This is a genomic window from Bradyrhizobium sp. BR 1433 (assembly GCF_051547665.1).
Taxonomy (GTDB): Bacteria; Pseudomonadota; Alphaproteobacteria; order Rhizobiales; family Xanthobacteraceae; genus Bradyrhizobium; species Bradyrhizobium australafricanum.
The window spans coordinates 1,846,173-1,859,077 of sequence record NZ_JBPUGG010000001.1 but is presented as its reverse complement, the minus strand read 5'-3'; the positions used below and the strand labels follow the sequence as shown (position 1 = coordinate 1,859,077).

17 protein-coding genes and 1 pseudogene are annotated in these 12,905 nt (G+C 63.5%); 10 read left to right on the top strand and 8 right to left on the bottom strand.

The features are described 5' to 3' along the window. Positions 1-71: 71 nt before the first annotated feature. The 5 genes from ACSKB9_RS09455 to ACSKB9_RS09435 all read left to right on the top strand — a co-directional run bounded on the left by ACSKB9_RS09455 (position 72) and on the right by ACSKB9_RS09435 (position 2,297). Positions 72-395 carry an ArsR/SmtB family transcription factor gene (locus tag ACSKB9_RS09455; RefSeq protein ID WP_438072746.1) on the top strand — a complete coding sequence of 108 codons (324 nt, stop codon included), beginning with the start codon at positions 72-74 and terminating at the stop codon, positions 393-395. Further along, entirely contained in the window at positions 392-823 is a 432-nt protein-coding gene (locus ACSKB9_RS09450; RefSeq protein ID WP_057018633.1) for an SRPBCC family protein, read from the top strand. The genes ACSKB9_RS09455 and ACSKB9_RS09450 overlap by 4 nt, the downstream gene beginning before the upstream one ends. Positions 824-1,040: 217 nt before the next feature. Continuing rightward, on the top strand, positions 1,041-1,274 hold the full coding sequence (locus ACSKB9_RS09445) for a hypothetical protein (RefSeq protein WP_076825666.1): 234 nt from the start codon (positions 1,041-1,043) through the stop codon (positions 1,272-1,274). Between the two features lie 59 nt (positions 1,275-1,333). Continuing rightward, positions 1,334-1,765, top strand: coding sequence for a DUF1801 domain-containing protein (locus tag ACSKB9_RS09440; protein ID WP_076825664.1), 432 nt, complete (start codon positions 1,334-1,336; stop codon positions 1,763-1,765). 34 nt (positions 1,766-1,799) lie between these two features. Next, positions 1,800-2,297: an N-acetyltransferase family protein gene (locus ACSKB9_RS09435; RefSeq protein ID WP_438072743.1), complete on the top strand. Its 498-nt coding sequence runs from the start codon at positions 1,800-1,802 to the stop codon at positions 2,295-2,297. Positions 2,298-2,327: 30 nt separating this feature from the next. Here the strand turns inward: ACSKB9_RS09435 and ACSKB9_RS09430 are convergent, their stop codons facing one another. From ACSKB9_RS09430 to flgF, 7 genes and pseudogenes are all read right to left on the bottom strand, one after another. Beyond that, entirely contained in the window at positions 2,328-2,648 is a 321-nt protein-coding gene (locus ACSKB9_RS09430) for a hypothetical protein (RefSeq protein ID WP_050387610.1), read from the bottom strand. 202 nt (positions 2,649-2,850) lie between these two features. Continuing rightward, entirely contained in the window at positions 2,851-3,144 is a 294-nt protein-coding gene (locus tag ACSKB9_RS09425; protein ID WP_028337177.1) for a hypothetical protein, read from the bottom strand. Between the two features lie 96 nt (positions 3,145-3,240). Next, positions 3,241-3,573 (bottom strand): hypothetical protein, encoded by a 333-nt coding sequence (locus ACSKB9_RS09420; RefSeq protein WP_375166679.1) that lies wholly within the window; start codon positions 3,571-3,573, stop codon positions 3,241-3,243. Positions 3,574-4,002: 429 nt separating this feature from the next. Then, positions 4,003-4,755 carry a flagellar basal body L-ring protein FlgH gene (gene flgH / locus ACSKB9_RS09415; RefSeq protein ID WP_438072740.1) on the bottom strand — a complete coding sequence of 251 codons (753 nt, stop codon included), beginning with the start codon at positions 4,753-4,755 and terminating at the stop codon, positions 4,003-4,005. A gap of 5 nt (positions 4,756-4,760) precedes the next feature. Next, positions 4,761-5,816, bottom strand: a complete 1,056-nt coding sequence (gene flgA / locus ACSKB9_RS09410; protein ID WP_438072738.1) for a flagellar basal body P-ring formation chaperone FlgA — start codon at positions 5,814-5,816, stop codon at positions 4,761-4,763. A gap of 2 nt (positions 5,817-5,818) precedes the next feature. After that, on the bottom strand, positions 5,819-6,607 hold the full coding sequence (gene flgG / locus ACSKB9_RS09405; protein WP_028337173.1) for a flagellar basal-body rod protein FlgG: 789 nt from the start codon (positions 6,605-6,607) through the stop codon (positions 5,819-5,821). A gap of 16 nt (positions 6,608-6,623) precedes the next feature. Continuing rightward, positions 6,624-7,389 (bottom strand): annotated as a pseudogene (gene flgF, locus ACSKB9_RS09400) (flagellar basal-body rod protein FlgF). Positions 7,390-7,770: 381 nt separating this feature from the next. Between flgF and fliL the strand changes: the two are divergent. The 4 genes from fliL to ACSKB9_RS09380 are packed head-to-tail and all read left to right on the top strand — an operon-like array spanning position 7,771 to position 10,763. Continuing rightward, positions 7,771-8,259, top strand: a complete 489-nt coding sequence (gene fliL, locus ACSKB9_RS09395) for a flagellar basal body-associated protein FliL (protein WP_057018626.1) — start codon at positions 7,771-7,773, stop codon at positions 8,257-8,259. Positions 8,260-8,278: 19 nt separating this feature from the next. After that, complete coding sequence (gene fliM, locus ACSKB9_RS09390) at positions 8,279-9,481, top strand: flagellar motor switch protein FliM (protein ID WP_438072735.1); 1,203 nt, start codon at positions 8,279-8,281, stop codon at positions 9,479-9,481. Beyond that, positions 9,478-9,942 carry a DUF6468 domain-containing protein gene (locus ACSKB9_RS09385; protein ID WP_438072733.1) on the top strand — a complete coding sequence of 155 codons (465 nt, stop codon included), beginning with the start codon at positions 9,478-9,480 and terminating at the stop codon, positions 9,940-9,942. The genes fliM and ACSKB9_RS09385 overlap by 4 nt, the downstream gene beginning before the upstream one ends. Continuing rightward, the gene (locus ACSKB9_RS09380; RefSeq protein WP_438072732.1) at positions 9,939-10,763 is read left to right on the top strand and encodes a MotE family protein; all 825 of its coding nucleotides are present in this window, start codon (positions 9,939-9,941) and stop codon (positions 10,761-10,763) included. The genes ACSKB9_RS09385 and ACSKB9_RS09380 overlap by 4 nt, the downstream gene beginning before the upstream one ends. A 12-nt stretch (positions 10,764-10,775) precedes the next feature. Here ACSKB9_RS09380 and ACSKB9_RS09375 read toward each other — a convergent pair whose 3' ends face one another. Then, positions 10,776-11,222 (bottom strand): SgcJ/EcaC family oxidoreductase, encoded by a 447-nt coding sequence (locus ACSKB9_RS09375; protein WP_438072731.1) that lies wholly within the window; start codon positions 11,220-11,222, stop codon positions 10,776-10,778. A gap of 441 nt (positions 11,223-11,663) precedes the next feature. Here ACSKB9_RS09375 and ACSKB9_RS09370 point away from each other — a divergent pair, with 441 nt between their 5' ends. After that, positions 11,664-12,578: a c-type cytochrome gene (locus tag ACSKB9_RS09370; RefSeq protein WP_438072729.1), complete on the top strand. Its 915-nt coding sequence runs from the start codon at positions 11,664-11,666 to the stop codon at positions 12,576-12,578. The last annotated feature ends 327 nt before the right edge of the window (positions 12,579-12,905 follow it).

Sequence of the window (12,905 nt, the reverse complement as noted above, 5' to 3'; positions counted from 1 at the left end):
GTTTGCGATTGAACTCATCCATAGCTGGTTGGTTATACGTCAATCCATAACCAATGGGTTATTGATCGCAAATGCCTGACGCTCACGACATCCTGTTTCGAACCCTTGCAGACCCGACCCGCCGGGCCATCTTCGAGCGCCTGTGCCGCGAGGGCGAGCAGACCGTCGGCGCGCTGACGGCCCGCGCCAGGATCTCGCAGCCGGCGGTGTCGAAGCATCTCGGCGTGCTGAAGCAGGCCGGGCTGGTGCGCGACCGCCATGAAGGCAGGCAGACCCATTACAGCGCGCAACTCGGCGCGCTGGCGCCGCTGATCGACTGGACCAGCCAGATGGCGGGCTTCTGGCAGAACCGGTTCGACCACCTCCAAGATCTCCTCAAAAGGATGGACCAATGAACAAGACCACCGCTGAAACGCGTTCCGCGATCGTCGAGCGTGAATTTCCTCATCCGCCGGAAAAGCTCTGGCGCGCGCTGACCCAACCGCATCTGATGGAGGAGTGGCTGATGAAGAACGACTTCAAGCCCGAGGTCGGGCACAGCTTCAACCTGCGCGGCGAGTGGGGCGGCGTGCTGGACTGCAAGGTGCTCGCTGTGGAGCCGCACAGGACGCTGTCCTACACCTGGAATTTCGTGCATGCGGATGCCGCCTACAATCTCGAGAGCGTTGTGGTCTTCACGCTGACGCCGACGGCGACCGGCACCCATCTGCGCGTCGAGCAGTCCGGCTTCCAGCCGCATCAGAAGCAGGCCTATGGCGGCGCTCATGCCGGATGGAAGCAGTTCCTCGAGAATCTCGATCAGCTGATGGCGCGGCAAGGTTGACGGTCTCTCTCTCTCTCTCTCTCTCTCTCTCTCGTCATTGCGAGCCAACGGGTCGGCGCATAGCGCCGCCCGATGACAGGCTCCGCGAAGCAATCCATCGTGCCGCATACACGGATAGATGGATTGCTTCGTCGCTTCAGCGCAAAATTGCTCTGCAATTTTGTCGCGAGCTCCCCGCAATGACGCTGGATCATTCACTCACCAACAGGAGGTCACATTGAACTGGAACAACTGGATCCGGCAATCGCACCGCTGGCTCTCGATCGCCTTCACGGTCGCCGTCATCATCAACATCGTCGCCATGGTCCTGCAGCAGCAGGCGGTCTGGATCGGCCTGCTGGCGCTGTTCCCGCTGATCTTCATGCTGCTCAGCGGCCTTTATCTGTTCGCGTTGCCATATCTGTCGCCGCGGCGTCAGCATGGGGGATCGACGTCCGCGTCCCAAGTGTGATTGCATGACGTGACGACTTGACGTGACGACTTGGGGCGGATGAGGCGCGAGAGACAGCAATGACGGCATCGGAACGTATCGACCGGATGATCGAGGACCTCACCGACTGGCGCGGCAAGACGCTCGCCAGCCTGCGCAAGAGCATCCTCGCCGCCGATCCTGAGATCATCGAGGAGTGGAAGTGGATGGGCAGCCCGGTGTGGTCGCGCGACGGCATCATTGCGGTCGGCAACGCCCACAAGGGCAAGGTCAAGCTGACCTTCATGTATGGCGCGCAGCTGCCCGACCCCGACAAGCTGTTCAACACCGGCTTCGAGGGCAATGCGCGGCGCGCGATCGATCTGTTCGAGGGCGACAAGATCAACGCCCCTGCGCTGAAGACGCTCATTCGTGCTGCGATCGAACTCAACCAGGCCAAATCCAGGAAATCTGCGAAGAAGCCGGCAAAGAAGGCCGCGGGTACCCGCGCGACCGCAAAGAAGAAGGCGTGAGCTGCGCCGCCATGGTGCTCGCGATCCATCCGCGATGATCAAGACCAGGCTCGCCACATTGTCCGATGCGGACGCCATCTCCGCGCTGTTGACGGCCAACAACGGGGAGCACGGTGGCATGCTGCTCGGGCAATGGCCGCGCGACGTGATCGAGACGCGCATTGCAAGCGGGCAATCGATCGTCGTCGCGACCGACGATGAGGGCAGACTGCTCGGCGCGCTCCTGACGTCGGAGACGGGATATGGCGAGGCGCCGCCGGTGCAGGCCATGCTGAAGGCCTGGCCGGGGCGGGCAGATGCGTATGTTTATGGTCCGGTGTGCGTCTCGCGGGACGCGCGCGGCCTTGGCGTGCTGGATGCGTTGTACGCGAAGCTTCAGGCGACGTTCCCCGGCCGCGAGGCAATCCTGTTCATCAGGGAAGACAACCCGCGTTCGCTCAAGGCGCATCTGCGGCTCGGCATGCGCGAGGTCGCGCGATACGACTTCGGCGGCAAGGTCTTCATTGTCCTGAGCGACAGGCCCGACGCGTGAATGCGGCCGTCGCGCTCCCGCGCAGGCAAGCTAGGCCGAGATGTCGACCGCCTGGCCGGCCTTGCCGGCGTTCTTCTGGAACGCCTGCTCGATCAGCTCCTTGATCTTCTGCTCGACCGCGGCGCGCTGATCCGGCGTCATGTTCTTGAGATCTTCTTCCGACATGCCCATGCTTTTGAGGATGTTCGCGCGCATCCGGTCCATCGGGCTCATCTGCGCATATTTGAGAAACTTCTGCTCGACGGTGTCGCCGAGCGAGCTGCCGCCGGTGGCGTCGGCGGTCAGCGGTTTCTTCAATGTGCCAGTCGTCATGCTGGCGGTGACCGATCCAAGGGCCGAGATCGACGTCATCTGCGCGCGCAGTCCCCATTGCAATGCTGCAATCGTGGAGCAAATGGCGTGCCATCCGTTGCAGCCGTGATTTCAACGGGATCGCGACGCCGCCACGGGCGCACGACGCGCAGCCGGCAGCTTCTGCCGGGCGAAGTTTGCCGGGCGCTGCCGTCAGGCTATGGTGTGCACGATCACGGGACCAGCGACCCGGTTGCGGCCGCTATGCCTTGGTATGCACGATCACTGGACCCGCAACCGCGGTGGCCTGGCCGACCAGCAATGGGCCGAGATTGTCGTCGATCCAGGCCAGCGCGCGGCGGTTGGCCTCTTCGGCGCCGGCATGGTTGTTGAAGACGCTGATCGCGGTGACGGTATCGTCGCCGGCATAGACCACGTAATAGGCCATGAAGCCTTCAACGTCGCTGATGATCGGGATTGCGCCTTCCTTGATCCGGCGCGCGAGTTCCTCGGCGCTACCAGTCTTCGCCTTGGCGTGACGGATGGCGGCATACATGCGTTCCTCCTTCCGGCTGCATCGATCGGGCTGCGCTTCGCGCATGCGCGATCGTACGCCGGACCGGGTGGCGACGCCATCGGGATTGCGGACGGATTAGCTGAAACGCCTGCTCACGACCGTCGTGCGCCGGCCGGGGAGCTTCGGCAGCCTCGCCACACCCGCGCGTGTTGTCGTGGTCCTTGGGCCGGGGGCGGGCTCCGGCTCCTGTTGCTGCAGAAACAGCGTGGCTTCGAACAGCACGCCGGGGGCCTGCTTGGCCGTGCCCGAGCACACCGCCCGGTTGCCGTTGAACGAGCCGGTCAGCTGCGCCTCGACCTCGTCGCATCCGAACACGGTGGTGAACGGGCCGTCGGCATAGCGGTGCGTCGTCAGCGTCGCCGTGAAGCGGTCCTGATCGAGTTGATAGGTGCCGCCATAAATGAACATGGCGTCGCCGCCCGAGATCCTGCCATTTGCAAGCTGGACTATTCCGGTGCCTTCGCCCCGCGGCGTCCGGAACCACGCCGCATATCGTCCGTCTCTTTGCATGACCGTCATACAAACAGAAAACCCTGCGTTGTCGTCTCCCTACGTTGCAAGCGCCGGGACTTCTACTGCGCGCTGCTGCGAGGGTTAACGAACCGACAAGGCGATGGCGCGACTTTCGTAAAGCGGTATCGGACTGGTGCACGGCGATCGCGCCGGCGCACGCCATCGGTCACAAAAAGCCACGACCCTCGCCAGGGGAGCTAGCGAGGGCCGTGTTGGTACACCGCGCCGCGCCTAGGTTCGCGACGAGATGTGGGAGCTCGTAAAAGTCCTACTCAGGCATGATCCGTTTCCGAAAACCGGTTTCCACTCTTCGGGATCATGCCGTCAGAAGGGCAGCAGCACGTCGAGAACCTGCTGGCCGTAGCGCGGCTGTTGCACGTCGGTGATCTGGCCGCGGCCACCATAGGCGATGCGGGCCTGGGCGATCTTCGAGGAATTGATGGTGTTGTCGCTCTGGATGTCCTCCGGGCGCACGATGCCGGCCACGATCAGCTCGCGGATTTCGAAGTTGACGCGAATCTCCTGCTTGCCTTCGACCACGAGGTTGCCGTTCGGCAGCACCTGGGTGACGACCGCGGCGACGTTGGTCTGCAACGCTTCCTGGCGGTTCACCGAGCCCTTACCGTCGCTGGAGGCCGTGGAGTCGGCGGTCAGGATGCGGCCGGGCAGGATCTTGTTCGGCTGCGTGATGGTCTGCGAGCCCAGGAAGTTGGTGATGCCCGAATCCTCGGAGTTGGTACGGCTGCGCTGGGTCTCGTTGGCGATCGCGGCCTTGTCGGTGAAGTTCACCGTGATGGTCAGGATGTCGCCGACGCGCGCGGCGCGCTGGTCCTTGAAGAAGGCGCGGGAGCCGCTGCGCCACAGCGAGTTCGGACTGTAGGAGGCGACCTCGGGCTTCGGCATCGGCATCTGCACCGGCTTGTAGCCGGGCTGGGTGGTCGGATTGTCGATCGACGACAGCTTCGGCTGCTCGCCGATCTGGGAGAGACGGTCGATCGACGAGCAACCGCTGGCGATCGTTCCGAGCGCGAGCAGCGCACCGGTCAGGACGAGGCGGTTGATGCGGTACTGGGACATGAACTTTACTCGGCGTTTGGTGCGACTGAACTCAGCTTGACGGAAGCGGAATTGGATTCGGTGGCGTCGGCGGTCGGCGCCGGGCGCGGGGTCGCGACCGAGATCGAGACCTCGCCGCGGCCGGTGACGACGCCGGAGACGGCACGCTTGGACTGCAGATTCATCACGCTGACGGTGTCGCCCTCGGCGCCGCCATCCATCGCCTTGCCGCGGATCGTCAGGTAGAGGCCGGCGGTGCGGTAGATCAGCGTGACGTTCTGGTCGCGGGTGACGAGATCGGGCTTCGCGAGGTCGGCGACGCGCAGCGCCTGGCCGGGGCGGAGCTGGCGGCGGACCTGCATGCCGACGGCGCTGTCGCGCACCGCCGCGTCGTTGCCGATTTCGGCCTTCGGACGGCGCTCGACGATCACGTCGGAGGCCTTCAACACGTCGCCGCGCTCGACATTGCGCGTCAGCACGGCGGCCTCGATGGTTTCGATCGCGGTTCCGGTGAAGCGCAGCTTCGACGGCGCGGCGCCGGCGTCGTTGCCGATCTCGAAGGTCAGGTCGAAACGCGTCGAGCGCGGGTCGTAGCGCACGGCGATCGGCTGCATCGCGCCGGTATTGGTGGCCTCGAGGCGGATGTCGCCGGGATCGCGGTCGAAGGTCAGCGCGATGTTGCCGGCCCTGCCGAGCCCGTGGCGGCCCTCCAGCGCGCGCGACACCTGCTGCTCGATCTCCTTGCTGTCGATGGTGCGTGCCAGCCGGGTGACGGTGATCTCCTTCAGCTCGCGGGCATCGACGCCGATCACCTGGTGCGAGCGCAACACGTTCAGCACCTGCGCGACCGGCAGCGTGCCTGTCGTGCCGAGGTCCGGAGCGCGGTAGACCGCGACGCTGCCGGCGCTGCCGGCATTGTCGATGAGGTCGCCGACCCGCACGATGTCGTCGGCGACCGTGATGCTGGCGCGCAGCGTCGGCACCGCGATGGTCTCGCGGCGGCTTTGCGCGGCGGACGGCGCCACGGTGACGGCGAGGAGCGCGGCTGCGATCAGGAGTGAGCGGGCGATCATCGACATCATCCTCAGCGGAACAGGTTGGAGGTCGACTGCATCATCTGGTCGGCGGCGGAGACCACCTTCGAGTTCATCTCATAGGCGCGCTGCGCGGCGATCAGGTCCGAGATTTCCGAGACCACCTCGACATTGGCCTGTTCGAGGTTGCTCTGCTGCATGTCGCCATAGCCGTCGGTGTTGGCGGTGCCGTCCTGCGGCTGGCCGGAGGCCGGCGTTTCCTGGAACAGATTGTCGCCGATCGGCATCAGGCCGGCCTTGTTGATGAAGCGGGTCAGGCCGATCTGGCCGATGTTGGTCGATGCGGTCTGGCCCGGCAGCGTCACCGAGACCTGGCCCTGCGCATTGATGGTGAGGCCGGACGCGTTCTGCGGGATCGTGATCGTCGGCTGCAGCAAATTGCCCTGCGCGTTGACGATGCGGCCTTGATTGTCCATCTGGAACGAGCCGTCGCGGGTGTAGGTGAAGGTGCCGTCCGGCATCAGGATCTTGAAGAAGCCTTCGCCGCGGATCGCGATGTCGAGATCGTTGCCGGTCGGCGACAGCGTGCCCTGGGTCATCATGCGCGGCGTGCCGACGGTCTTGACGCCGCCGCCGAGGTCGATGCCCATCGGCATGATGGTGTTCTGGTCGGAGGCCTGCGCGCCGACCCGGCGCACATGGTCGTAGATCAGGTCCTGGAACGCGGCGCGCTGCTTCTTGTAGCCGGTGGTGCGCAGGTTCGCGATGTTGTTGGAGATCACCTGAACGCTGAGTTCCTGTGCCGCCATTCCGGTCGCAGCTGTATAAAGTGCGCGCATCGGTCAATCCCCTGGATCAGTTCGGCACGTCGGCGAGCTTCTCGATCGCCGATTTGTGCAGGTCGCTCTGCTGCTGCAGCAGCGAGGCGATTTGGGTGTAGGTCCGCGTGATCTCGATCATGCGGCTCATCTCGACGACGGAATTGACGTTCGACTTCTCGATGAAGCCCTGGCGGATCTGGGCCTTGGTGTCCGGCAGAGCCTGCGTGCCTTCGCCCGGCGCGTAGAGGTTGGAGCCTTCCTTCAGCAGGCGCTGGGCCTGCGCGAACGAGACGAGGCGCAGCTTGCCGCGGATCGAGTTCGAGACGGGAGGTGCCCTCGAGCACGGTGATGTTGCCGTCGGCGGCGATCGAGACGTCGTGGTCGGTCTGCTGGAAGGTGATCGGGCCGGCGGTGCCGAGCACCTGGTAGCCCGAAGCGGTGACCAACTGGCCGCGATTGTTGATCTGCAGGCTGCCTTCGCGGGTGTAGCGCTCGCCGCCCGGCGTCTGCACCACCAGGAAGGCATTGCCGTCGATCGCGACGTCGAGCGGGTTCTTGGTCTCTTCGGTCGGGCCCTGCGAGAAATCGTGGAAGGTCGCGCGGTCCTGCACGAAGGAGACGCGGCGGTCGGAGGAGGCGAAATTGTCCTCATGCGCGTTCGAGGACAGATATTCCTGGAACAGCGACCGGTCGGCCTTGTAGCCGTTGGTGTTCATGTTCGCGATGTTGTTGGAGACGACATCCATCTGCCGTTCCAGCACCATCTGCTTCGATAGGCCGACCAGAAGCGTATTCTGCATCGGTGGTTCTCCCCTGTGAGGCGATCCGAATGCAGGTTCTCCCAAACCTTCACGCCGGACCCGTCGGTAACCATTGGGTTCTCCCAAACCCGCGGGTTACGCCGTCCTCTCAGCGAAAGCCGTGCCAACTTGGAATAGTGTGTTATTTGAATGGTTTAGTTGTCTTACCGGGTGTGGCCCGGGGCGGCAGAAAGGTCTTGTTGACCATGTTTGCCCGGCAGTTTTTTCCTAGTGGAAGGTAAATCCTAAGCTTCCGTTAACCATTATGACCCCAGTGTTGCCGGCATTGGGGCGCGTGTGCGCCGGCGGCATTGTATCGCGTCTTCAGGCCAAGGCTGGGGCAAATCGCGTTCGCATCCTTCAGAGTGAAGCGAGCGGACGATGGCAGACGAGGAAAAGACGGACAGCGGCGAGGGCGCGGCCGCTCCGAAGAAGGGCAAGCTCAAGCTGATCATTGCCGTCGTCGGCTTCCTCGTCGTGCTCGGCGCGGGCGCTGGCGGCTGGTTCTTCTTCATGCGCGGCCACGGCGAGGAGCAGCACGCCGAAGCGCCGCCGCCGAAGCCGCCGAGCTTCGTCGACGTGCCGGACATGCTGGTCAATCTGGTCGGCGCGCCCGGCGAGCGCGTGCAATATCTCAAGCTGAAGCTCGTGCTCGAGGTCAAGGAAGAGAAACAGGTCGAGGCGATCAAGCCGGCGCTGCCGCGCGTCACCGACCTGTTCCAGACCTACATGCGCGAGCTGCGCCCGAGCGACCTCAACGGCTCGGCCGGCCTGTTCCGCCTCAAGGAAGAGCTGACCAAGCGCGTCAATCTCGCGCTGGCACCCAACCAGGTCAACGCGGTGCTGTTCAAGGAAGTCGTGATCCAGTGACGGGGTGGATGTAAAAGCCATGGCCGGCAACGACCAGATGGACCAGGACGCCATTGCGGCGCAGTGGGAAGCCTCGCTCGATTCCGAGGATCCCGCGGCGGCCGCGGCGGAAGCGGCCAAGAACGAGCTCACCGAGAACATGGCGCTGCAATGGGCCGCCATGGTCGAGGACGGCAGCCGCGACTTCGGCAGCAAGAGCACCAATGGCGAGCGCGTGCTGTCGCAGGAGGAGATCGACAATCTCCTCGGCTTCACGGTCGGCGACGTTAGCCTCGACGACCATTCCGGCATCCGCGCCATCATCAATTCCGCGATGGTGTCCTACGAGCGTCTGCCGATGCTCGAAATCGTGTTCGACCGCCTGGTGCGGTTGATGACGACCAGTTTGCGCAATTTCACCTCCGACAACGTCGAGGTCTCGCTCGACCGCATCACCTCGGTGCGCTTCGGCGACTACATGAACTCGATCCCGCTGCCGGCGGTGCTCTCGGTGTTCAAGGCGGAGGAGTGGGAGAACTTCGGGCTCGCTACCGTCGATTCCAGCCTGATCTATTCGATGATCAACGTGCTGCTCGGCGGCCGCCGCGGCCAGACCCAGCTGCGCATCGAGGGCCGGCCCTACACCACGATCGAGACCAACCTCGTCAAGCGCCTGGTCGAGGTGGTGCTGTCGGATGCCGAGCAGGCGTTCCGGCCGCTGTCGCCGGTGACCTTCACGATCGACCGGCTCGAGACCAACCCGCGCTTTGCCGCGATCAGCCGCCCGGCCAATGCCGCGATCCTGGTGCGCCTGCGCATCGACATGGAAGACCGCGGCGGCAATGTCGAATTGCTGCTGCCCTACGCCACCATCGAACCGATCCGCAACGTGCTGTTGCAGATGTTCATGGGCGAAAAGTTCGGTCGCGACCCGATCTGGGAAGGCCATTTCGCCACCGAAGTGGCGCAGGCCGAGATCTCGGTCGACGCGGTGCTCTATGAAGCCGATATCCCGCTGAAGGAGCTGATGAAGCTCAAGGTCGGCAACACGCTGCCGCTGGATATCCGCTCCGACGCGCTGGTCTCGGTGCGCTGCGGCAACGTCACCCTGACGGAAGGGCGCATGGGCCGGGTCGGCGACCGCGTCGCGATCCGCGTCACCAAGAATTTGCGTAAACCCCAAACCACCTTCGCGATGTTCGAGAAGGCGGACGAGCGGACCAAGATGATGGAGGCACCATGAGTCATGTGCTTGGATTAGCAATCGAGAGTCTGGTAGCCGTGCTGCTGATGCTGACGATCGGCTATTGCTGGCTGCTCAACAAGCGGCTGCAGCGGCTGAAGGCCGACGAGCATTCGCTGAAGGCGACGATCGCCGAATTGATCACCGCGACCGAGATTGCGGAGCGGGCGATCGGCGGGTTGAAGCACGCGGTGCGCGACGTCAATGAGAACCTCGGCAACCAGCTCGATGCGGCGACGCAGATGTCGGCGCTGCTGAAGAACCAGCTGGCGGAGGGTGACCACGTGGTGCGCCGCTTGTCCAAGATCGCGCTGGCCGCGCGGCCATCGGAGCCCGCGCAGGCACCGACACAAGCAGCTGCGCCCGCCGCGCCGGCGCCCAGGGTCTCGGCCGCGCACGCGGTTGCCGCGGCGGCTGAAGCCTTCACCGAGCGCAGGAGGGCCGGCGGCCTCGCTGCATGAAGTTGCTTCGTGACATCAGAGTGATGCCTGTGGTGCTGGTCGCGATCTTCAGCCTGATGGTGCTGAAGGTCGCGGGCCTCGTGCTCGATGGCGGTTACGTGTTTGCCGACGATACGCCGCCGGCCGGCCCGGCTGGCCCATCTTGGGCGCAACAGAATTTCAACTTCCCCGGCGCCGGCAAGGCGGTGGTTGACAGCAAGATCAAGGCCGATCCCGGCGACATCACGGGATCGGTCGAGCACAAGGACGCCAAGAAGGACGAGAAGAAGGACGAGGCGCCGAAGCCGGCCGTACCGGCCGCGGAGCCGTCCAAGCCCGATGGCGTTGTCGTCAATCTGGATGCCCCGGCGCCAGTGTCGGCGTCGGAGCGCGCGATCCTGGAACGGCTACAGTCGCGCCGCCAGGAGCTCGAGACGCGCGCGCGCGAGGTCGAGATCCGCGAGAGCCTGCTGAAGGCCGCCGAGAAGCGCATCGAGGCCAAGGTCGAGGAGGCCAAGGCCAACGATGTCAAGGCGAATGCCGATGCCGCGGCAAAGGCGGAAGCCGATGCCGCGCGTTTCAAAGGCATCGTCACCATGTACGAGAACATGAAGCCGAAGGACGCCGCAAAGGTGTTCGATCGCCTGGAAATGAACGTGCTCTACCAGATCGCCTCGCAGATCCAGCCGCGCAAGATGTCCGACATCCTCGGCCTGATGCAGCCGGAAGCCGCCGAACGGCTCACGGTCGAACTCGCCCGCCGTGCCGGCGGCGACAAGTCGGCCTCGACCGACGATCTTCCCAAGATCGAAGGCAAGATGCTCACGCCGAAGACGAATTGATGGGGTCTGTCGTCAGGTTTTCGGGAGTGGAGACCGGTGCAGATGGACAATCTTCCAATCCGAGCCTTGCTTCGCGATCACGAATGTGACGCGGCCGAGACTGCTATAAGGCTGGCCATCCTTCATGACGCCGGAGATGGTGTCGAACCCGGCAAGCACCACCGTCCTCTCGTCGATCAGGAGAGCCTCTGCGCTTTGCAGCGCCACAGTGTTGGGGGGCGAATTGAGGATTGTCGCTTCGAAGTATTTGCGGATTTGCTCTGGCTTCGTCATGACGACCTTGCCGAACGTCCCGATCATGGTCGCTTCCGGGGCATAGAAACTGACGATACCGTCAAGGTCGGCGTCAGCGAAGGCTTTGCTCCAGCGCTCAACGAGCTGCGCTGCGTCCTCCTTCGGACCGGCTTGGGCAATCGAGACACTCATTAAGAGAGCAAGAATTGATAGTGGCTTTCGCATGGGCGATCCTCTCAAAAAGAAATTATTGCAGAACAATCGGAAATCGAGTGAGGCAGCAGTGCTGCTTCCGCGTTGCGATAAATCATTATTACCAATCAACGGGGCGGCTTGACCGCTCCGATGTCCGTCCGGCCGAGTTCGCCAAGTCGCCCCGATCCGGTGCAAATGGACAAGCGGGCACAAGGCGGCCTGATGGTCACGATCCTTTGCCGACATAAGCGGAGCAGGGCGGCTTGTGGCCCCCTCTCGTGGCGCCTCGGCGTACATCCGTGCCGAACGGCGCCAAGGCCATTGCAACAGAGCCATCGCGGACATTGCCAAAGTGCTTGATGCGGGTCTAGCATTGGCGTGAGGAAGGCCAGCGTGACTTCGCTGCTTTGGAGCCTTCCGCGATTGCGGTCGCATGGACCGCCGCTTGAGTTGATTGATTGAATTGCTCTTGTGCCGGGCGCGAAGCTGCGCCCGATCAGGAAATTGAATTTTTCATCACCAGGAAATTTCGAGGAAACCAATATGCGTAGCCTGTTCATGATGCTTGTCGTCATCGCCACCACCAATCTGGCATGGGCCCAATCCGAACTCGTCAAGCGGGGCGATTACCTTGTCAACGGCATTCTGGCTTGCGGCAATTGCCACACGCCCAAGGGACCGAACGGCGATGTTTTGGAGAAGGCATTCTCGGGCGGAGGTTACTGGGACGAGCCGCCATTCACAGTGCATGCCGCCAACATCACGCCAGACAAGGAAACAGGCATCGGAAACTGGAGCGATGCCGATATCAAGAAACTGCTGCGGACCGGGCAAACCCCAAAGGGCGTGCATACCGCGATGGTCATGCCGACCAGCTTCTATCACATCCTGACTGAAAATGATCTCGACGCGGTCGTCGCATATTTGCGTACGATCACGCCGGTCCACAACAAGGTGCCCGATCCGATCTACAAGGTGCCTCAAGTCGAGAACGTTCCGCCGGGCGGCGAGAACCCATTCGCCGAACCGATGATGAGCGACAAGGTGCAGAAGGGATTTTATCTTGTCACGATCGCGCATTGCATGGCGTGCCATACGCCGATTGGACCGAGGGGACGAGAATACAAGAGCAGTCTTGGCGCGGGTGGCGTCAAATTCTCCGGGCCGTGGGGTATCTCGGTCTCACGCAACATCACGCAGAACAAGACCAATGGGATCGGCACATGGAGCGACGACGAGATCAAGCGTGCGATCACCGAAGGTGTCAGCCGCGACGGCAGCCGTCTCGGTCGACCGATGGGATACCACTACTACGCCCGGATCAGTTCCGATGACCTCGATGCCATCGTGGCGTATTTGCGCACGGTACCCGGCAGCGCGGAGTAAGGCTCGTTGCAAGGCCAAATCCTGTCCGGTCACTGCCGCGCGGCGGGCTCCCGGCTGACTCCAAAGGATAGCGCGCCCCGCCAGCTGTGGCGCTCGGCGGCGCTCGGAACAGGGTTCAGCTCCAAACCGAGTGCTTTTGGTCGCCATTCCGTGGCAGGGGCCGGTCCGAAACAATCCGTTGACGTTAACAGGTCCTTAACGCCGCCCGATCCAAGATCGGGAGGCGTGGGCGAGGCGCTTCGCGCTTGGTGTGGCTGGGGTCCCGAGAAGACGTTCGAGATGGCGCGAACCGCTGCCGCTGGAACATGGTCGCTAGGCCGCGCCTGG

Excerpts from the sequence above, each read along its gene's own strand:
- ACSKB9_RS09455 (WP_438072746.1), top strand. The coding sequence starts at position 72 with ATGCCTGACGCTCACGACATCCTGTTTCGAACCCTTGCAGACCCGACC.
- ACSKB9_RS09450 (WP_057018633.1), top strand. The coding sequence starts at position 392 with ATGAACAAGACCACCGCTGAAACGCGTTCCGCGATCGTCGAGCGTGAA.
- ACSKB9_RS09440 (WP_076825664.1), top strand. The coding sequence starts at position 1,334 with ATGACGGCATCGGAACGTATCGACCGGATGATCGAGGACCTCACCGAC.
- ACSKB9_RS09435 (WP_438072743.1), top strand. The coding sequence starts at position 1,800 with ATGATCAAGACCAGGCTCGCCACATTGTCCGATGCGGACGCCATCTCC.
- ACSKB9_RS09430 (WP_050387610.1), bottom strand. The coding sequence starts at position 2,648 with ATGACGTCGATCTCGGCCCTTGGATCGGTCACCGCCAGCATGACGACT.
- ACSKB9_RS09425 (WP_028337177.1), bottom strand. The coding sequence starts at position 3,144 with ATGTATGCCGCCATCCGTCACGCCAAGGCGAAGACTGGTAGCGCCGAG.
- ACSKB9_RS09420 (WP_375166679.1), bottom strand. The coding sequence starts at position 3,573 with ATGTTCATTTATGGCGGCACCTATCAACTCGATCAGGACCGCTTCACG.
- flgH (WP_438072740.1), bottom strand. The coding sequence starts at position 4,755 with ATGTCCCAGTACCGCATCAACCGCCTCGTCCTGACCGGTGCGCTGCTC.
- flgA (WP_438072738.1), bottom strand. The coding sequence starts at position 5,816 with ATGATGTCGATGATCGCCCGCTCACTCCTGATCGCAGCCGCGCTCCTC.
- flgG (WP_028337173.1), bottom strand. The coding sequence starts at position 6,607 with ATGCGCGCACTTTATACAGCTGCGACCGGAATGGCGGCACAGGAACTC.
- fliL (WP_057018626.1), top strand. The coding sequence starts at position 7,771 with ATGGCAGACGAGGAAAAGACGGACAGCGGCGAGGGCGCGGCCGCTCCG.
- fliM (WP_438072735.1), top strand. The coding sequence starts at position 8,279 with ATGGCCGGCAACGACCAGATGGACCAGGACGCCATTGCGGCGCAGTGG.
- ACSKB9_RS09385 (WP_438072733.1), top strand. The coding sequence starts at position 9,478 with ATGAGTCATGTGCTTGGATTAGCAATCGAGAGTCTGGTAGCCGTGCTG.
- ACSKB9_RS09380 (WP_438072732.1), top strand. The coding sequence starts at position 9,939 with ATGAAGTTGCTTCGTGACATCAGAGTGATGCCTGTGGTGCTGGTCGCG.
- ACSKB9_RS09375 (WP_438072731.1), bottom strand. The coding sequence starts at position 11,222 with ATGCGAAAGCCACTATCAATTCTTGCTCTCTTAATGAGTGTCTCGATT.